General features: G+C 70.1%; 19 protein-coding genes. 6 read left to right on the top strand and 13 right to left on the bottom strand.

Annotated features, from left to right (window positions below; genetic code table 11):
* Positions 1 to 79: 79 nt before the first annotated feature.
* The 6 genes from AWQ71_RS27380 to AWQ71_RS27355 form a co-directional block, all read right to left on the bottom strand.
* Positions 80 to 2,032 carry an ABC transporter ATP-binding protein gene (locus tag AWQ71_RS27380; protein ID WP_067138110.1) on the bottom strand — a complete coding sequence of 651 codons (1,953 nt, stop codon included), beginning with the start codon at positions 2,030 to 2,032 and terminating at the stop codon, positions 80 to 82.
* Between the two features lie 31 nt (positions 2,033 to 2,063).
* A complete protein-coding gene (locus AWQ71_RS27375) occupies positions 2,064 to 3,800 on the bottom strand; it encodes an ABC transporter ATP-binding protein (protein ID WP_157570601.1) in 1,737 nt (578 codons plus the stop codon).
* The gene (locus AWQ71_RS27370) at positions 3,800 to 4,426 is read right to left on the bottom strand and encodes a TetR/AcrR family transcriptional regulator (protein ID WP_067138206.1); all 627 of its coding nucleotides are present in this window, start codon (positions 4,424 to 4,426) and stop codon (positions 3,800 to 3,802) included. Before AWQ71_RS27370 ends, AWQ71_RS27375 begins: the two co-directional genes overlap by 1 nt.
* A 69-nt stretch (positions 4,427 to 4,495) precedes the next feature.
* Positions 4,496 to 4,792, bottom strand: coding sequence for a hypothetical protein (locus AWQ71_RS27365; RefSeq protein WP_067138108.1), 297 nt, complete (start codon positions 4,790 to 4,792; stop codon positions 4,496 to 4,498).
* Positions 4,793 to 4,888: 96 nt separating this feature from the next.
* Positions 4,889 to 5,179, bottom strand: a complete 291-nt coding sequence (locus AWQ71_RS27360; RefSeq protein WP_245658498.1) for a DUF6204 family protein — start codon at positions 5,177 to 5,179, stop codon at positions 4,889 to 4,891.
* An 11-nt stretch (positions 5,180 to 5,190) separates the two neighbouring features.
* Positions 5,191 to 5,829 carry a TetR/AcrR family transcriptional regulator gene (locus tag AWQ71_RS27355; RefSeq protein WP_067138105.1) on the bottom strand — a complete coding sequence of 213 codons (639 nt, stop codon included), beginning with the start codon at positions 5,827 to 5,829 and terminating at the stop codon, positions 5,191 to 5,193.
* 713 nt (positions 5,830 to 6,542) lie between these two features.
* Between AWQ71_RS27355 and AWQ71_RS27350 the strand changes: the two genes are divergently transcribed.
* Positions 6,543 to 7,034: a pyridoxamine 5'-phosphate oxidase family protein gene (locus AWQ71_RS27350; protein WP_067138103.1), complete on the top strand. Its 492-nt coding sequence runs from the start codon at positions 6,543 to 6,545 to the stop codon at positions 7,032 to 7,034.
* 194 nt (positions 7,035 to 7,228) lie between these two features.
* Here AWQ71_RS27350 and AWQ71_RS27345 read toward each other — a convergent pair whose 3' ends face one another.
* Positions 7,229 to 7,543, bottom strand: a complete 315-nt coding sequence (locus tag AWQ71_RS27345) for an HNH endonuclease signature motif containing protein (RefSeq protein WP_169806643.1) — start codon at positions 7,541 to 7,543, stop codon at positions 7,229 to 7,231.
* Positions 7,544 to 8,293: 750 nt separating this feature from the next.
* On the opposite strand from AWQ71_RS27345, the gene AWQ71_RS42780 reads away from it, so the two are divergent.
* Together AWQ71_RS42780 and AWQ71_RS42775 are read left to right on the top strand one after the other, a co-directional pair.
* Positions 8,294 to 8,437, top strand: coding sequence for a hypothetical protein (locus AWQ71_RS42780; RefSeq protein ID WP_169806642.1), 144 nt, complete (start codon positions 8,294 to 8,296; stop codon positions 8,435 to 8,437).
* Positions 8,438 to 8,523: 86 nt separating this feature from the next.
* A complete protein-coding gene (locus AWQ71_RS42775; protein WP_169806641.1) occupies positions 8,524 to 9,795 on the top strand; it encodes a DUF222 domain-containing protein in 1,272 nt (423 codons plus the stop codon).
* Positions 9,796 to 9,914: 119 nt separating this feature from the next.
* Here AWQ71_RS42775 and AWQ71_RS27330 read toward each other — a convergent pair whose 3' ends face one another.
* Complete coding sequence (locus tag AWQ71_RS27330) at positions 9,915 to 11,141, bottom strand: Cmx/CmrA family chloramphenicol efflux MFS transporter (protein WP_245658496.1); 1,227 nt, start codon at positions 11,139 to 11,141, stop codon at positions 9,915 to 9,917.
* The gene (locus tag AWQ71_RS27325) at positions 11,108 to 11,860 is read right to left on the bottom strand and encodes an SDR family oxidoreductase (protein WP_067138092.1); all 753 of its coding nucleotides are present in this window, start codon (positions 11,858 to 11,860) and stop codon (positions 11,108 to 11,110) included. The genes AWQ71_RS27330 and AWQ71_RS27325 overlap by 34 nt, the downstream gene beginning before the upstream one ends.
* 78 nt (positions 11,861 to 11,938) lie before the next feature.
* On the opposite strand from AWQ71_RS27325, the gene AWQ71_RS27320 reads away from it, so the two are divergent.
* A complete protein-coding gene (locus AWQ71_RS27320) occupies positions 11,939 to 12,529 on the top strand; it encodes a TetR/AcrR family transcriptional regulator (protein WP_067138090.1) in 591 nt (196 codons plus the stop codon).
* 234 nt (positions 12,530 to 12,763) lie between these two features.
* Positions 12,764 to 13,774 carry a zinc-dependent alcohol dehydrogenase gene (locus tag AWQ71_RS27315; protein WP_067138088.1) on the top strand — a complete coding sequence of 337 codons (1,011 nt, stop codon included), beginning with the start codon at positions 12,764 to 12,766 and terminating at the stop codon, positions 13,772 to 13,774.
* A 135-nt stretch (positions 13,775 to 13,909) separates the two neighbouring features.
* On the opposite strand, the gene AWQ71_RS27310 is transcribed toward AWQ71_RS27315, so the two are convergent.
* Positions 13,910 to 14,326, bottom strand: coding sequence for a nuclear transport factor 2 family protein (locus tag AWQ71_RS27310; protein ID WP_067138086.1), 417 nt, complete (start codon positions 14,324 to 14,326; stop codon positions 13,910 to 13,912).
* 216 nt (positions 14,327 to 14,542) lie between these two features.
* Positions 14,543 to 14,908 (bottom strand): nuclear transport factor 2 family protein, encoded by a 366-nt coding sequence (locus tag AWQ71_RS27305; RefSeq protein ID WP_067138083.1) that lies wholly within the window; start codon positions 14,906 to 14,908, stop codon positions 14,543 to 14,545.
* Between the two features lie 309 nt (positions 14,909 to 15,217).
* Between AWQ71_RS27305 and AWQ71_RS27300 the strand changes: the two genes are divergently transcribed.
* The gene (locus AWQ71_RS27300) at positions 15,218 to 15,766 is read left to right on the top strand and encodes a lytic polysaccharide monooxygenase auxiliary activity family 9 protein (protein ID WP_218001981.1); all 549 of its coding nucleotides are present in this window, start codon (positions 15,218 to 15,220) and stop codon (positions 15,764 to 15,766) included.
* 145 nt (positions 15,767 to 15,911) lie between these two features.
* Here the strand turns inward: AWQ71_RS27300 and AWQ71_RS43990 are convergent, their stop codons facing one another.
* Together AWQ71_RS43990 and AWQ71_RS27290 are read right to left on the bottom strand one after the other, a co-directional pair.
* Positions 15,912 to 17,402: a cysteine desulfurase/sulfurtransferase TusA family protein gene (locus tag AWQ71_RS43990; protein ID WP_169806640.1), complete on the bottom strand. Its 1,491-nt coding sequence runs from the start codon at positions 17,400 to 17,402 to the stop codon at positions 15,912 to 15,914.
* The gene (locus AWQ71_RS27290; protein ID WP_067138202.1) at positions 17,399 to 18,067 is read right to left on the bottom strand and encodes an ArsR/SmtB family transcription factor; all 669 of its coding nucleotides are present in this window, start codon (positions 18,065 to 18,067) and stop codon (positions 17,399 to 17,401) included. The genes AWQ71_RS43990 and AWQ71_RS27290 overlap by 4 nt, the downstream gene beginning before the upstream one ends.
* Positions 18,068 to 18,232: the final 165 nt, after the last annotated feature.

Raw genomic sequence — 18,232 nt, 5'->3', positions numbered from 1 at the left:
GGACGCGCAGCGGGTCCCGCGACCGCACGGCCCCGGCCCGGCGAGCTGCTCGCCGGGCCGGGGCCGTGCGGTACGAGATTCAGTCCACCTCCGCGACGGCCTGGGCGAACTGGGCCGTGTACAGCTGGGCGTAGGCGCCGTCCGCGGCCAGCAGCGACTCGTGCGTGCCCTGCTCGACGATCTGCCCGTTCTCCATGACCAGGATCAGGCTCGCGTCCCGGATCGTGGACAGCCGGTGGGCGATCACGAAGCTGGTGCGCCCCTCGCGCAGCGAGCTCATCGCCCGCTGGATGAGCACCTCGGTCCGGGTGTCGACCGAGCTGGTCGCCTCGTCCAGGATCAGGATCGCCGGCTCGGACAGGAACGCCCGGGCGATCGTGATCAGCTGCTTCTCGCCCGCGCTGACCGACGCGCCCTCCTCGTCGATCACCGTGTCGTAGCCGTCGGGCAGCGTGTGCGCGATGCGGTCCACATGGGCGGCCTCCGCGGCGGCTTCGATCCGTTCGCGCGTGGCGCCTTCCGCCCCGTAGCCGATGTTCTCCGCGATCGTCCCGCCGAACAGCCAGGTGTCCTGCAACACCATGCCCATGTTGGCGCGCAGTTCCTCCCTGGACATCTCGGCGATGTCGACGCCGTCGAGCGTGATGCGGCCGCCGGTCACCTCGTAGAAGCGCATGATGAGGTTGACCAGCGTCGTCTTGCCCGCTCCCGTGGGACCGACGATGGCCACGGTCTGACCGGGCTCCACGGTCAACGACAGGTTCTCGATCAGCGGCCGGTCCGGCGCATAGCGGAAGGACACGTTCTCGAACGCCACGCGACCCCTGACCTGCGCGGGCCGCGCGGGCTCGTCGGACTCCGCGGACTGCTCCGGAGCCTCCAGCAGCTCGAAGACCCGCTCGGCCGACGCGACGCCCGACTGCACCAGGTTCGCCATGCCGGCCACCTGGGTCAGCGGCTGGCTGAACTGCCGCGAGTACTGGATGAAGGCCTGCACGTCGCCCAGCGAGATCGAGCCCGAGGCCACCTTGAACCCGCCCACCACCGCGACCAGCACGTAGTTCAGGTTGCCGATGAACATCATCGCCGGCTGGATGATCCCGGAGATGAACTGGGCCCGGAAGCTGGAGGTGAACAGCGCCTCGTTGTGCTCGGCGAAGGTCTCGGCGGCCTCCTTCTGCCGGCCGAACACCTTGACCAGCGTGTACCCGCCGTACATCTCCTCGATGTGGCCGTTGAGCTTGCCCGTCGACGACCACTGCTTGATGAACTGCGGCTGCGAACGCTTGCCGATGACCGTGGTGACGTAGACCGACAGCGGCACCGAGACCAGCGCGATGAGCGCCAGGACCGGTGAGATCCAGAACATCATCACCAGCACCCCCACCACCGTCAGCAGCGCCGAGATGAGCTGACTCATCGTCTGCTGCAACGTCTGGGCGATGTTGTCGGTGTCGTTGGTGGCGCGGCTGAGGATCTCACCGCGCGGCTGGCCGTCGAAGTAGCTCAGCGGCAGCCGGGCCAGCTTGGTCTCGATCCGCTCGCGCAGCCGGAACGCCGCCCGCTGCACGACCGTCGTGGTCAGCCGGAACTGCACGATGCCGAGCAGCGCCGCCAGCAGGTAGATCGCCAGCACCCAGCCCAGCACCTGGGCCAGCGCGGTGAAGTCGATGCCGTGGCCGGGCACCACGCTCATCGACGAGACCATGTCGGCGAACGTGCCCTGGCCCCGCGCGCGCAGCCCCGCCACGGCCTGCTCCTTGGTGATCCCCGCGGGCAGCTGCGCCCCGATGATGCCGGAGAAGATCAGGTCCGTGGCCTGCCCGAGGATCTTGGGACCCGTCACCGTCAGCGCGACGCTGACCGTGCCGAGAGCGAGGACGACGGTCAGGAGCGCCCGCTCGGGGCGCAGCATCCGCAGCAGGCGGCGGAACGTGCCGCCGAAGTCGAGTGCCTTCTCGGCCGGCCCGCCCATCATCCTGCCCGGGCCGAAGCCGGGCTGTGGGCGGCGCGCGGGCGCCTGCGTCGTCATGATCTCTCCTTGTCGGCCTCGACCTGCGCGGTCATGCTGCGGCCTCCTGTTCGGTGAGCTGGGACAGCACGATCTCGCGGTACGTCGGGCAGGTGGTCATGAGCTCAGAGTGGTCGCCGCTGCCCACCACACGGCCGTCGTCGAGCACGAGGATGCGGTCGGCGTCACGGATCGTGTTCACTCGCTGGGCCACGATCACGATCGTGGCGTCGGTGATCTGCTCCGCCAGCGCGGCCCGCAGCCGGGCGTCGGTGGCGTAGTCGAGGGCGGAGAAGGAGTCGTCGAACAGGTAGATCTCGGGCCGGTGCACCAGTGTCCTGGCGATGGCCAGGCGCTGGCGCTGGCCACCGGAGACGTTCGTGCCGCCCTGGGAGATCGGCTCCTCCAGGCCGCCGGGCATCGCCTCGACGAACTCGCGGGCCTGGGCCACCTCGAGGGCCTCCCACAGCTCCTCGTCGGTCGCGTCCGGCCTGCCGTACCTCAGGTTGGAGGCGACGGTGCCGGTGAAGAGGTAGGGCGCCTGCGGGACCAGGCCGACCGCCCGGGAGAGCACGGCCGGGTCGAGGTCGCGTACGTCGACGCCGTCGACGAGCACCTCGCCGGCGGTGGCGTCGAACAGCCGGGGGATGAGGTTGAGCAGCGTCGTCTTGCCGCTGCCCGTGCTGCCGATGATCGCGGTGGTACGGCCGGGCCGCGCCACGAGGCTCACGTCGCTCAGCACCGGCTCCTCCGCGCCCGGATAGCGGAAGCCCACAGATCGCAACTCCAGCTCGCCCAGGCGTCTTTCCGGCGTGACGGGGCTCGACGGCGGGTGGACGGTCGGCTCGGTGTCGAGCACCTCCTTGATGCGCTCGGCGCAGACCTCCGCCCGCGGGATCATCATGAACATGAACATCGCCATCATCACCGACATGAGGATCTGCATCAGGTAGGAGATGACCGCGGTCAGCGCACCCACCTGCATGGCCCCGTCGGCGATGCGGTGGCCGCCGAACCACACCACGGCGACGCTGGACAGGTTCACCACCAGCATGACCGTGGGGAACATCAGCGCCATCAGCCGCCCGACCCGCAGCGACACGTCGGTCAGCTGACCGTTGGCCACGCCGAAGCGTTCGCGCTCGTGCCGGTCGCGGACGAAGGCCCTGATGACCCGGATGCCGGTGATCTGCTCGCGCAGCACCTGGTTGATCCGGTCGATGCGCACCTGCATCGTGCGGAAGAGCGGGCGCATCAGCATCACGATCACGCCCACGATGACGATCATCACGGGCAGCACGACGAGCAGCAGCGACGACAGCGTCGCGTCCTGGCGCAGCGCCAGCACGATGCCGCCGACGCACATGATCGGCGCGGCCACCATCATCGTGAAGGTCATCAGCACGAGCAGCTGGACCTGCTGCACGTCGTTGGTGGTTCTGGTGATCAGGGACGGCGAGCCGAACTTGTTGACCTCCTGGGCGGAGAAGTCCTGCACGCGGCGGAAGATCGCGGCCCGCAGGTCCCTGCCCAGGGCCATCGAGGTCCGGGCGCCGTAGTACACGGCCACGGTCGAGCAGGCGATCTGGATGAGCGTCACACCGAGCATCACCAGCCCGATGCGCATGATGGTTCCGGTGTCGCCCTTGACCACACCGTCGTCGATGATGTCGGCGTTGAGTGTGGGGAGATAGAGCGTGGCCAGCGTCTGCACGAACTGGAAGAGGACGACGAGCGTGATCTCTTTCCCGTACGGCCTGAGCTGGACCCGCAGAAGACGGAGCAGCATCAAGAGAGGCTTTCTGTGGAAGGGGTGGGGGAAGGCCGCACGAGCAGCCCGTCAAGCAGGTCGGAGACGATCTCCTCGTCGTCCATCTCTCCGAACTCGCCGCCCTGCTGGCCGAAGCCGCGGTGCACACTCGCCACTATCAGCATGAGCAGCAGCTGTGCCGTGGCCTCCGGGGAGCGGCGCAGCCGGTCGCGGTCCGGCTCGATCAGGGCGGCGAGCCCGGCCAGCATCCGACGCCGGCCGTCGATCATCCGCTCGCGGAACTCGGCGTCCTCGGCCATCAGCTCCCTGGGCGCGGTCATGAGGTTGGCGTTGGCGCACATCCCGGTCCGCAGCGTCGTGACCGCCTCACGCAGCCGCGCGCGCAGCCCGGCCTTCGTGGCGATGGCGGCCAGGGCGTCCACCGCCGGCTGCGGGTCGAACGCGCTCATCAGCGCCGCCCGCAGCAGCGAGGCCTTGTCGGGGAAGACGCCGAAGATCGTGCCCTCGGCCACACCCGCGGCCTCGGCGATCTGGCGGGTGCTGATCGCGGTGCCGTACTCGCGGAGCAGAGGGAGCGTGGCGGCGATGAGCGCGGCGCGGCGGTCGTCGGGTGCCATGGCCGGCACCCTTCGCCTTCTGGTCATGCGGGTGAGCATAATGAGCGAGCACTCACTCGTTCAACCGATTTGCCGACACCCGCGGCCTTGACCGGATCACCCGGTTCGAATATCAACCGCTATTGCCGGCACCGACCGGATCACCCGGTTCGAGTAATCACCCGGTTCGAGTACCGAGAACAACGTCGCCCACCTCGGGGAACGCGCGCTCTCGCCCTCCGCGACGGGCCACGTCTCCGCGCCGAGCACCTCGTCGACGTCGATCTGCATGGCGCAGTTCTGCTCGCCCACGCCGGGCGACGATTCCGGGCTGGCCGGGAATGCGTCGCTCGCATGCCCCTGCTGACTGGCCTGGACCTGACGAACGTCGTCGTCACAGCCGACGCGCTCCACACCCCAGACCGGCCACGCCGAGCAGATCCTCACCCAGACGACTCACCCTCCATGACGGGCACGCCCCAACCCATGGGCGCGTACCGCCTTCCCGGTTTACGAGGATCCGCGGGATCGGTGGCGGATCTTGATGTCGCGCATGTCCGTCACCGCGATCTTCAGGATCTCGTACGGGTGCCCGTGCGCGTCCAGGGCGACCATCGCCCCCAGAGCCGCCTCGTCCTCGCCGTCGTCCGGACCGGCGGGCACCTGGCAACGGAAGGTGAAGACGGACACGCTCGCGTCGTGGGTGAACGTCCCCGCCTCGCTGTAGGCCGCTCCGCCCGCCGCCATCACGGCCGCCCGGCCGGCGTCGTCGAGCCCCGCGAACTTCCCTCTGATCGTCACCCTGAACACGGTCATCCCTTTCGTACGGCGTAGGTGAGGACGCGCTCGCCGAGCAGATCCTCGGCGACGTCCAGCAGGTCCAGCACGGCGGCGGCGATCGCGTCGGGACTCTCCCCCGTCGTCGTGCGCCGGCCGATCTCGGCGTACACGAACGCGTGCAAGCAGCCGATGTGCCAGGCGACCAGGCGCGGCAGCGGATCGTCCTCGGCCGCGCCGGTCTCCTCGGCCAGCATGACCGCCAGCGCGTCGGTCATCTGGCGGCCGAGGTCCTCCAGGCGGGCGGTCAGCGTGGGGGCGGCCCGCATCATCTGCAGGACACGCCCGAATCCCGCGCTCAGCCCGACCCTGCGCTCGCGGTCGCGTATCTCCTGGCGCAGCCGTGCCAGCACCGCGCCCGCCGCGGACCGGCCCGGAGGCCGCTCCCGCACGATGTCGGCCAGCCGCTGCGGGGACGCCTCCTCCGGCGGCAGGACCAGGTCCTCCTTGGACTCGAAGTAGTTGTAGACGGTGTTGACCGACACATCCGACACCGCCGCGACCTCGGCGATCGTGACCCGGTCGAAGCCGCGCTCCACAAACAGGCCGATGGCCACCTCGGAGATGCGCTGCCGGGTCTGCCGCTTCTTACGCTCCCGCAGTCCTTCCCGCATGAATGGACTCTAGTGCAAACTTTAAGTCCACTGCATATTTACAGCATGCTGCGATTTCTTGACGGCTCGGCCGTACCGGCGGCCAGCCTGCCCGGTGAGCGAGACGCCTTCCCCGGCCCGCCGCTGTGGCGAGCCGGCTCACCGGAACGAGCGGGCTGGACGGGGTCGCTGAACCGGGCAAGCTGGGGCACTCGCCGGAACGGGCAAGCTGAGCCGGCTGGACCTGGCTCACCGGAATGGGCGGGCTCGCGGGATGGGCGGGCAGATGGCGGTGACGCTCTGGGCGCGCGCCGTCCCGTACGCGACCGCGCTCGTTCCAGATGACGTGGTCGCGGCGGTGAGCCTGGCTACAGGACCCGCCTGCGGCAGGGTGGTGTGACCCGGCGCCGGGGGCGGGCCTTCACCGGGTTCGGGGTGCCGTTCCATGTGGCCAGCCCAGCTCTGGTGACCGGTGATCGGCACGCCGGCCGCCACCCCTCGCGGCCGCGCCGTCGCCCGTGGCCACCCACGCCGGCGCGCTGGAATGCCGTCCGGACTCCTCACCCGAACAGCTCGCACGGGCAACCCGCGCGGGCAACCGGCGTGGGCGACTGGCACGGCGCGCGCCGGGGTGCACCAGGCGCTGGAAGAACTGCGCCAGGGAGTGACTCCGTTTTGTCGGTCCCGGGTGACAGGCTGGGCAGGTTGCCCAAGATCGTGTAATGGGAGGTCGTATGGCCAACTGGCGTGAAGTCACCGAGTCGGCGCCGGAGTTCGCCGCCCGCGTCCGGGACTCGTTCGAGGCGCACAAGCACAAGACCATCGCGACCCTACGCAGGGACGGCGCACCGCGAGTCAGCGGCATCGAGGCCTACATCATCGGTGACGAACTGTGGTTCGGATCGATGCCCGGCGCATTGAAGGCCCGCGACCTGCGGCGTGATCCACGATTTGCTCTGCACGGTCCTCCTGTTCTCCTCAATGCCGACGATTCCGCCACCTCGCCGGGTGACACGAAACTGTCCGGCTGCGCGGTCGAGGTGACCGACCGGGACCAGCTCACGCCGATGTTGGCCGCGCGCGGTTTCGGTCCCGACACTTTCCGCGATTCCCATTTCTTCACGGCCGACATCCGTGAAGTCGCATTGACTCGGACCGAAGGATCTGTCATGGTCATCGACCTTTGGCGCCCCGGCCGCGAACTCCACCGCTTCACGCGCTCATAGACCACCATCGGCACTGCCGCCAGCGCCATGATCGCCAAATACCGATCACGGATCGGGGGTCACGGAATCGCCGTTCACGGATCGCGGATCGCGGATCGCGGCAGGCGGGTCATGGCTCGCTGTTCGCGGGTCGCGGATCACCGACCGCGGATCACTGACCACGGATCACGGATGGCTGTTCGCGGGATTGTTGGTCACTGTCTGTCGGTCCAGTGTCGGGGGCGGAGCTTGGAATACCGGTGGAACCGCATTGAGACGGTCCCGTCCCCTTGATCGATCACTTCTACCCGGTCGGGGTAGCGGGACTTCCACTTGTTGTCCGCGGCGCACAGTGGTGCGAGGTTGTCCAAGTTCGTGCGGCCGGTCGGGTACCAGGGTTCGATGTGGTCGATCTCGGCCAGATAGGCGGGGACGTCACACCCTTCGCGGCAGCAGGTCCGGTACATGGCCAGGATCGCTTCCCGCTGATCGGCCGAGGCCAGCCGGCGCGCCCGCCCGAAATCCTTCACGATCCCGTCCGCGTCGCGGAGCACCCGCAGGCCGGGAGGGGAGGCGCGAAAAGATGATGCTTTCGGGTGGCGTGCTGCTGTCGCGCCGACCGGAGGACGCTCCTCCGTCCCGGCCGTCCGACGCGCCTTCCGCATCCCCGCAGCGGCGCGGGTCCAGGCGGCACACGCCGTTCATCGGATCGGATCGCTTCTCCGGTGACTCCTACGGGGCGGTGCTTCTCGACCGCGCTCGCAGCTCCGGCGGCCGCGAAGGAGCCCTTGATCCCGCCCCACACGACACAACCCACCCTGACGAGCGAGCTGCGCGACGCGGTCAGCCGGACGCCACGGCGCGCTCTGATGGGCGGGGTGGGCGGCGCGGTGAGCCGGAGACGACACAGTCATGGGCTCGGCGGCTGCTCGGCCTCCCGGACGCGCCGGAAGACCAGAAGCCTGACAGCGGGGAGGGGTCGCAGCGCCTCAGAGGCGATGGCGGTGCCCCTTCCGGTCGGGACGAGCCGCGGTCAGGGTATGACCGTGGTGACCTGTCGGCCTGGGATGGGATCTGGCAAGGCCGCTGCTCCACCCTCGATGAGTCGCCCGCGAGCCGTCCCGTGCGTGCTGGTCGGGGTGATCGGCAGCAGAACGACTCGGGCCGACAGGGCAAGGACCGGCGGGGCCGGGATCAGCTGGGTGTGGGCCGCGTTCGCGAGGACGAGCAGCGTCCGGGCCGTGTTCCGCAGGACACAGACGCACAGGGTTCGGGTCGGTGTGGCGGTGACTGGTGGGCCGATGGCCGGGGCGCTGATGGCCGGGGCGCTGCCACCGACCGCCGAGGCGCTGGTGCGGGCAGTGCTGGCGGTGGCGGCCAGAACGGTGCGGGCCGGGATGCTGCTGGTGGTGATAGCCGGGTAGGGGACTGGCCCGATCTGAAACTGGCCGGACGCGACGTCATCGGGTTGCTGGCTCGTGCTGAGCGGTTGGCCGCGGCTGCGGGGAAGGTGCTGGGCCGAACCGAGACCGAGACTGGAGCCGAGACTGGCGCTCGGGCCGGTGTTGGCGGCGAGACTGGTGCCGACGCCGACGCCGACGCCGACGCCGACGCCGACGCCGACGCCGACGCCGACGCCGGTGCCGAGACCGGGGCCGAGGCCGAGGCCGAGGTCGAGGTCGAGGTCGAGGTTGAGGTGGCGATGGCGGAGATCGTCGCCTTGGCCCGGGCGATCGATCTGGCCGAAGCCGCGATCGCTACCCGCCTCCCGATAGCCGAAGCGGGTAAAGGGCACCATCTGTTCGGGCGGCGGTCGATCGGAGCATGGCTAGCGGCGGCTACCGGGTCACGCGCCGCCCGTGCCGGAGAACGTGTCACACTCTCCCGGCAACTTCCGCGCCTGCCCCACACCGCCGGCCTGTTCGCCTCGGGCCGTCTGTCGTTCGGGTATGCGGCGACGATCGCGTCCGCCACCCGGCATCTGGATGACGCCGAGACCGAACTTGCTGAGCCGATCCTGGTGGAGTTGGCGCAGGCGTCGGCGTCGACGGTGGAGGACGTGGCCCGCGCCGGTCAGACCATCATCGAGACGATCGACCCGGGCGGGAGGTTGGCGCGGGCGGCGGCCAAGACCGAACGCCAGCACCTGACGATCTCCGACACCACCGATGGGATGGGCCGCGTCAGCGGGCTGCTCGACCCCGAGTTGAAGATGCAGCTGAAGACCTGGCTGGAGCCTTTGGCGGTGAAGACCGACAGCACCGACCTGCGCAACCACGGCCGCCGTATGGCCGACGCCCTCGCCATCCGCCTGTCGCAGGGCGGGCGGCGGACCGTGATGCACGTGTCGGTGACCGAGCAGACGTTGACCGGGCAGTCGGAGGCGCTGGCCTTTCTGGAGGACGGCACCCCGATCCCCGCCGCTGACGCGCGGCGGATGGCCTACACCGCTGAACTGAGGCCGGTCGAGCCTCTGCGAGGATATCGTTCACGCGTTCGATATACAACTCTAAGTAATCACGCTTGCACTATTTGTGAGCACCGTGTGCGGCATTCCGATTGGTGGGCATTCGTGACCGGAGAGGGCGCGCCAAGGTCTGCGTCCCTGGTGCCTGCGTCCCTGGTGCCTGCGTCCCTGGTGCCTGCATCCCCGGCGCCTGCGTCTCTGGTGGCGCTCGGGGTCTCTGGTGTCAGCGTCATCCTTGCCGACTCCACGATGACGCTCGGTGAGCGGCCATCGGCGATCATCAGGCCTTCGACCGGCCCGCCAACCAGGCAGTGACCCCCACGGCCCAGTCGTGCGATCAGGGCCGTGGCAGGGTGCCGCTCTCACGCGTCGCCACAGCCATCACGTGGAGCCGCGCCCCGACGACGGCGATGGAACCGCCCGTGGACACGCGGTCAGGCGGCGGCCGAGCATCGTGGATCTTCACGACGCGCCATGGAACCGCGCGGACCGATCCGGCCCATCGCCTCGACCCCGAGGAGCGCCAGGGCCAGTACGGCGAGGCCGGCGCCGATCCAGGGCACGGCGGGGTAGCCGAGCCCCGCCGTGAGCGCGATCCCGCCGAGCCACGGGCCGACGCTGATGCCCACGTTGAAGGCGGCGGTGTTCCCGGCCACCGCCAGGGTCGGCGCCGCCGGGGCGAGCCCGAAGACGCGCGAATTGAGAGCCGGGTTGGCGCCGAACCCGGCGAGCCCGAGCAGGAACACCACGATCACCACCGGGACGATGTGGCGCGCGGTCAACGCCAGGAGGATCGACGTCGCCAGCACCCCCGTGAAGCCGGCAGCCAGCACCCTCAACGGCCGGGCGTCGGCGGCGCGTCCTCCGATCACGACCCCGACCAGGGCTCCGACACCATAGGTGAGCAGCACCGCCGGCACCCAGCGCGCGTCCAGCCCGGTGACCTCGATCAGCATGGCGCCGAGGTAGGAGAAGGTGCCCAGCAGCGCGGCGGTCGAGCCCGCCGTCATCGCGTACGACAGCCACAGCCGTGGCGTGGCCAGTCCGCGCAGTTCGTCGCGGACCTGCGGCGGCCGGTCGGGCCGCAGGTCGGGAACCTTGACGAGGACGGCGGCCATGGCCAGGACGGACAGCACGGCGACGGCCCAGAACGCTCCCCGCCATCCCAGATGTTGTCCGATCCAGGTCCCCGCCGGGAGGCCGATCACCGTGGCGACGGTCAGCCCTCCGGCGACGACGCTCATCGCCCGGCCCCGGCGGTTCTCCGGCACCAGCGCCATCGCGGTGCTGCCACCGACCGCCCAGAAGCCGGCGTAGACGAAAGCGCCGATGAACCGGCTGGCGAACAACATGGCATAACTCGCGGTCACCGCCCCCGCCACGTGAGCGAGGATGAAGATCGCAAGGAACGCCAGCATGGCGCGGCGACGCGGCCAACGCAGTGTGACGACCGCGAGCGCCGGCGCGCCGACCAGCATGCCGAGCGCGAACCCGGAGATCAGCAGACCGGCTTGCGGGATGGTGATGCCCAGGTCGGAGGCGATCTCGGGCAGCAGCCCGGCGAGCATCAGCTCGCTGGTGCCCTGCGCGAAGATCGCGAAACCGATGATGATGACGGCGATCGGCATCAGAGCATCGACCCGCCACTGCCATCGATCCACTGCCCCGTCACCCAGCGGGCGTCATCGGACGCCAGGAACGCCACGATGTCGGCGATGTCGGCGGCCTGGGCCACCCGGTTCAGCGGCGACAGCGCGGCGACCGCGGCACGGCCTTCCTCGGTCGACAACCGGGCGGCGTTCATGTCCGTGTCGGTCGCGCCCGGCCCGACCGCGTTCACGGTGATCCCGCGCGGGCCGAGCTCCTTGGCCAGCGTCGCCGTGAGTGAGTCGAGCGCGGCCTTCGACATCGCGTACGCCGCCAGCTCCGGGTTCCGGGCACCGTGGGTGAACCGGGTCGAGATGTTGACGATCCGCCCCCCGTCCCGCAGCCGCGACAGACCGTGCCGGATCACAAAGAACGGCGCCTTGGTGTTGATCGCGAAGATCTGGTCGTAGATCGCCTCGTCCACATCGGCGTACGGCATGCGTCCGCCGAGGATCCCGGCGTTGTTGACCAGAATGTCCACCCCGTCGGCGTGCTCGTCGACGGCGGCCCACAACGCCGCCGCGTCCCCCGGCGTCCCGAGGGCGGCCTGGATCGCGAACGCGTCACCGCCCGCATCCGCGATCGCGGCGACCGTCTGGGCCGCTCCGTCGGCACTGCTGCCGTAGTGCACCCCCACCCGGGCACCGTCGCGCGCCAACCGCAACGCGATCGCCCGGCCGATCCCCCTCCCCGCACCGGTCACCAACGCGGTCTTCCCCGCCAACGAACCCATGACAGAACCCCATTTTTCTAGCGGTCGTTACAGAAGTGAACATAGCACCTTTTCTATCGATCGCTATAAAATTGGGTCATGGTGACAGCGACACGGGGACGTCCCCGCTCGTTCGACCGGGACGCGGCACTGGACAAGGCCATCCGGCTGTTCTGGCGACGCGGCTACGAGGCCACCTCGGTGCGGGACCTCACCGAGGAACTCGGCATCGGCGCCCCCAGCCTCTACAGCGCCTTCGGCGACAAGCAGCAGCTGTTCACGGAGGCGCTGCGGGTCTACGACGAGAGGTACGGCGGATTCATCGACCGCGCCCTCGCCGACGAACCCACCGCCAAGGGCGCCGCGGCTCGGGTGTTCGCCGAGGCGCCGGAACGCTACACCCGCCGCGACCTGCCGACCGGATGCCTCATCGTCAGCGGGGATGCCGGCACCGCCAGCACTGAGATCATCGAGCACCTCAGGCGGATACGCGACAGCAAGGTCGACGCGTTCGCGGCCAAGATCCGCGCCGACATCGATGCCGGCCGCCTCCCCGCCGGCATCGACCCGCGCGCTCTCGGCCGCTACACCATGTCCGCTCTCACCGGGCTCGCCCAGGCCGCGCGCGACGGTGTCACGCGCGCCGAACTTGATCGGGTCGCCGAGATCGCGCTCCGCGCCTGGCCGTGAGACGGCCCGGGGCGGGCCCGCGGACGCGCTCCCCACCTGCCCGAGCGGCACCGTCGCAGTGTCCGCCCGGCGTTCGGCCGCCGATCGAGACCACAGACACATGAGCTGGGCGGCGCGTGATCGTGGGTCGCGGAGCCGGGTGGGCCCTTCGGCCCGGGGACGGGGCCCATAGGCCCCTCCCCGCGGGTACATCGCAGGCTGGACGCTGAAAGCCCGACATGAGGAGGTTGGACAATGCGTGCGTCATTGGTCACCGGGTTCGACCGTCCGATCGAGATCCGCGATCTTCCGATTCCAGAGCTCCAGCCCGGCCAGGTGCTGGTCCGGGTCGAGGCCAGCGGGCTGTGCCACACCGACATCCACGCCGCACACGGTGACTGGCCGATCAAGCCCACCCTGCCGTTCACACCCGGCCACGAGGGTGTCGGCGTGATCGAGCGGGTCGGAGCCGCCGTCACCGGCCGCGCCGTCGGCGAGCGGGTGGCGGTCCCGTGGCTGGGCTACGCGTGCGGCATGTGCGACTACTGCCTGAGCGGGCGGGAGACCCTCTGCGAGTCGCAGCTGAACACCGGCTACAGCGTCAACGGCTGCCATGCCGAATACGTCGCGGCCTATGCGAGCCACGTGGTCCCCGTGCCTCCGGAGGTCAACTCGTTCGACGCCGCTCCCCTGACCTGCGCCGGCGTGACCACGTACAAGGCCGTCAAGGTCTCCGGGCTGCGCCCCACGGAACGAGCGGCGATCTTCGGCATCGGCGGACTGGGACATCTGGCCCAGCAGTACGCGCAGATCTTCGGCGCCGACACCATCGCGGTCGACGTCACCGACGACAAGCTCCGCCTCGCCCGCGAGCTCGGCGCGACCCACGTCGTCAACGCCAAGACCTCCGACCCGGTCGCCGCGATCCGCGACCTCGGCGGCGCGGACGTGGCCGTCGTCCTCGCCGCCGACCCCCGGGTCCTGCAGCAGGCGCACGCGTCCCTACGCCGGGGCGGCCGCCTCGTGCTCGTCTCCCTGCCCCAGGACAACGTGATGCCCCTGCCCGTCTTCGAGACGGTGCTCGGCGGCATCAGCGTGATCGGGTCCATCGTCGGCACCCGCGCCGACCTCGCCGAGGTCTTCCGGCTGCACGCGGCCGGCCGCACGACGGTCAAATACGAGACCCGCGACCTGGAAGGGATCAACCAGGCCGTCGAGGACATCCTCTCCGGCCAGATCCCCGCCCGGCTGGTCTTCGCAATGTGAGGTGAACCGCCCACCCGCGTTCCCGCCGCCACCGTGCGATGGGATCCCACCGCCGAGTCCTGTGCGCCACATCCGCGCAGGTCCGGCGAGGCTCCTCGCCGACGCCGACGCCGACGCCGATGCTCCGGGCCGCGATCACGTGTGCGCGCTGTGGACTCGTGCGACCGTAAGGCTGTCCTCGTAAATGTGATAACGGGTGACGAACCCGTCTTCGACGGTGAGGTGCAGCGCGAACGGCGAGGTGTACGCGATGTCGCCACCCCGCACCGTCTGCGCAAGCTCTCCGAGCACGACGGCGTGCGCCCCGTCGACCAGGATCCGCGTCACGGACGTGCCGTTCAGCTCGGGCACGTGGTGGGCCTCCAGCGACCGGAAATGGTCGGCCACATCCGCCCGGCTGGACCGGGGCCGGATCCACGGAACCGCTGGATGCCCCTCGGCGGGCCAGGAGAGCCGCCAGTCGATCGGCTCGGCGAACAGCTCCGCCGTGCGGTCGTGATCGCCCTCGGCGATCCGGCGCAGCAGTTCTTCCACAACGTCACGAGTACTCATCCCGCAAGCCTTCCGGACTCGGGCACGGCACGTCGATTACCCCCGAGGTAAGGCAGAGAGGCACCTCCCCGGCGTCGCCCCAGGCCGCCGGACGGCGGGAGGAACATGCGGCGACCTCTCCATGGCGGCGACGGGCGTCGACGCGGGGCGGAGCCGACGACGTCCGAAAGCCGTCGCCGAGAACCGCGCGCCGCGCCCGTACGGCTCCGATGCGGCTCAGCGGTAGTCGTTCTCCTTCAGCTCGATCACCCAGGCCCGGCGCTCGGCGATCTTTCCGTCCCGCATGACGAACACCTCGGCCATCGACATCCGCATGACCTCGCCCGTGTCGCGCACCGCGGAACCGGTGAGCTCCGCCATGACCACGTCGCCCTGCTCCACCATGCGGACCACCTCGAGCGTGGGCGGTCCGGCGAAGCCGGGCCCCTCGATGGCCTCGTCGTACGCCGGCTTGCCCGTGAGATGGAAGGCGCCGAAGACGGTCCATTCGATGTCGTCGGTGAGGCAGGACAGGATCTGCGCGTGATCGCCCTTGCGGAAGCCGTCCAGGTAGGCCTCGACGGTCTGCGTGTTCCTCGACATGCGCTCTCCCCGATCTCGAAACCACGTGCAGTCCGCAAGCGGGCGCACCGTATCCAGGGGTGGTACTCCACCCGTTCGGCCGGCGTCAGCCGCTCCAGCAGCACGAGCATGCCCGTCGTCGCGGACCGGCCGGCAGGGCCACGACCCCATCGCGGCGACCAGAGCGTCCGGTTGCAGCGGCGAGGCCGGCTTTCTTGCCCGAAAGTCTGGGTAATCGTACAACTACCGTGGGTAGCGGATCTCGAGAGACACTCTGCACACCACTCAGGGGGAAGCATGCCCGGAGGACAATCAGCACGGCACGGAAACGTGACCAGCCCGCCGTCCAGAGCCGGTATCCACCTCGAACCCTGGCAGGCCGCCGGCCTGGAGGCGGGGAAGTTCTTCCCGGCTCTGCAGGGCGGCCTCCGCGACCCCGACGCCCCGGACGACGTCCCCAACAACACGCCCCCGGTCGACGGCAAGATCGCGAGCGCTGGACTCGACTTCGCCGCCTCGCTCGACGAGCCGCGGGATGACTGGACGAAGCACCCGGCGCGCGCGGGCCAGCAACTGGAAGTCACCTGGCATATGCACGCGCCGCACAAGACCCGCCGCTGGAACTACTTCCTCACCAGCGGCAGCTGGGATCCGAAGAAGCCCCTGGCGCGGGCACAGTTCGACCCCGACCCGATCATGACGATCCTGAACACGGGCCAGCCGTACTGGGCGAGTGACAGCCTCATGCCGGACAACCCGACCGTCCACCAGGTCACACTGCCGAACGACCGCAAGGGCTACCACGTACTCCTGGCGGTCTGGGAGGTCGCCGATACCGGCAACGCCTTCTACCAGGTCATCGACCTCGACCTCACCTAACCCGCCCCGGGCCTACTGCCCGGCCCGGCATCCGGCCTGACCCACCAAGACAGGCGAGAGAGCGCCCCGCCCTCCCGGTAGACCACGAACGGCGATTCGCCGACGGTCGGCCGGGAAGGCGGCGCGCAGTCGCGCGGCCCCTGGGTCAATGGCCGGACTCGTACCGATGCCACGGCCGGTCGGGCCGGGTCCGCCGTTCTGACGAGGCGAGACGGACGGCGTAAACCGGACGATCGTCGCCGGGAACGGGGCCGAGGTAGTGGTGGCCGGTCATGTGGCACCAGGCGGGCAGGTCGAGCGGGGCCACCGGGTCGGTGGCGATGATGTGCACCACGGTCCCGGGCGCGGCGCCCTGGATGCGGTCGCGCAGCTTCAGCAGAAGGGTGACGCAGAGAAGGCCGGTGCCGTCGACGGTGATGCCGGCGTCGCGCGGGGTGGAGTCCCGGTCGCTCGCGGTGGCCCCCGCGCGGGCCGAGGCCGCGTCGGTCAGCGCGGTGGCCGCCTTCGCGATGTCGTCGCCTGTGGTCCAGCGGCCCAGGGACAGCCGCACCGCCCCGAGAGCCCGGCCGGCGTCCAGGCCCATGGCGGTCAGCACAGGTGACGGGGTGTGGGCCCCGCTGTGGCAGGCCGAGCCGGTGGACGCGGCGACGGCGCGGGCGGCGGCGAGGAGTCGGTGTCCGGCGACGCCGTCGATGCTGATGTTGAGCGTGTTCGGCAGGCGTTCCTGCCGCGGCCCGTTGAGCCGTACACGGCCGGGCAGTCCGTCGGCCAGCCGGCGGTGCAGATCGTCGCGCAGCGCTTCGATCCGGACCGCGGCGCCGCCGGCGAGCTCGTCGGCCGCCAGTTGGGCTGCCGCGCCGAGCGCGACGGCGAAGGCGACGTTCTCGGTCCCGGCCCGGAGCCCGCGTTCCTGCCCGCCGCCGTAGACGACCGGCTCCAGGCGTACGCCGTCGCGCACGTACAGGGCGGCGACTCCCTTCGGGGCGTACATTTTGTGCCCCACGAGAGTGAGGAGATCCACCCCCAACGCCGTGACGTCGAGGGGGATCTTCCCGGCTGTCTGAGCGGCGTCGCAATGGAACAGCGCCCCGTGCGCGCGGGTGCGGGCGGCGAGTTCGCCGATGGGCTGCAGGGCGCCGGTCTCGTTGTTCGCGGCCATGATCGACACCAGCACGGTGTCCTCGTCGAGGGCTTCGGTGAGCGCGGCCGGATCGACCAGGCCGTCGCCGTCGACGGGCAACAGCGTCACTCGGGCATTGTGCAGCCGTTGCAGGGCGCGGCAGGACTCGAGCACGGCCGGATGCTCGGTGACCTGAGTGATCACATGTGGCCGGCGCCGGCCGGAGGCCAGGACCGCACCGCGAAGCGCGAACAGATCGGCCTCGGATCCGGAGGCGGTGAACACGATCTCGTCCGCGCGCGCCCCGATCAGCGCGGCCACCTGGGCGCGGGCGTGGGCCAGCGCGGAGCGGGGCTCGACACTGTAGCGGTAGTCACTGGAGGGGTTGCCGAAGAACCGCGTCAGATGGGGCAGCATCGCCTCGGCGACGCGGGGATCGACCGGTGTGGTGGCGTTGTAGTCCAGGTAGACCGGTCCGCCGGTCAGCCCGGCATGCGGCGGCGTGTTGTGCGTCATGCCGGCTCCTCGACGGCCACGGGGAGGGCCGCCAGCCGCCACTCCAGCATGCCGTCGTTGAGGCGGATCGCGCGTCGGCCGCGGTCTCTCAGCAAGCGGACGGCGTCGTAGGCGAACACGCAGTACTCACCTCGGCAGTAGACGACGATCTCGGTGTCCTCGGAGAGCTCGCCGATGCGGTCGGCGAGCTCCCCGACCGGGATGGAGACGGCTCCGGGGATGTGGCCGGCCAGGTATTCCTCCACCGGGCGCACATCCAGGAGCATGGCCTCCCCCGCTTTCACGCGGGCGCGCAGCTCTTCGCGGCCGACCTCGCGGCCGCCGTCGTGGCCGAGGTATGCGTCCCGGGCCGCCGGGACGGCGGCCTGGTGACGGTCGGCGACCTTGCGCAGCAGGGCGAGGAGCTGAGCCACGTCGTCGCCCGCGAGGCGGTAGTAGACACGCGCGCCCTCGCGGCGGGTGGCGACGAACCCGGCCTGCTTGAGTGTCTGCAGATGCGCCGACGCCGTCGTGAGATTCAGCCCGGCCGCCTTCGCCAGCGCGTCGACCGTGCGCTCGCCCTGGGCGAGCAGGTCGAGCAGTTCCAGACGCTTTCCATTGGCCAGCGCCTTCCCGCTGGCCGCGAACGCGTCGTACAACCGGGCCTTCGCAGCCGTGTCCGGCATGGCCTCCTCCACTCCCAACCAATCCCCGCGGGGCGCGACCGTCATGGACGCGGACCCTTCGCCCAGTCCGCACGCTCAGGCAGTTTCATTCTCCACTATTCCATGGAATATGGTACTCCATAAATCCATGGAATATCGCCGGACCTCGCTTACGACACGGAGACC

Source organism: Microtetraspora malaysiensis (assembly GCF_001528665.1).
Classification (GTDB): domain Bacteria; phylum Actinomycetota; class Actinomycetes; order Streptosporangiales; family Streptosporangiaceae; genus Microtetraspora_A; species Microtetraspora_A malaysiensis.
The sequence above is the reverse complement of the archived record's forward strand: the minus strand, read 5'-3'. Positions and strand labels throughout refer to the sequence as shown.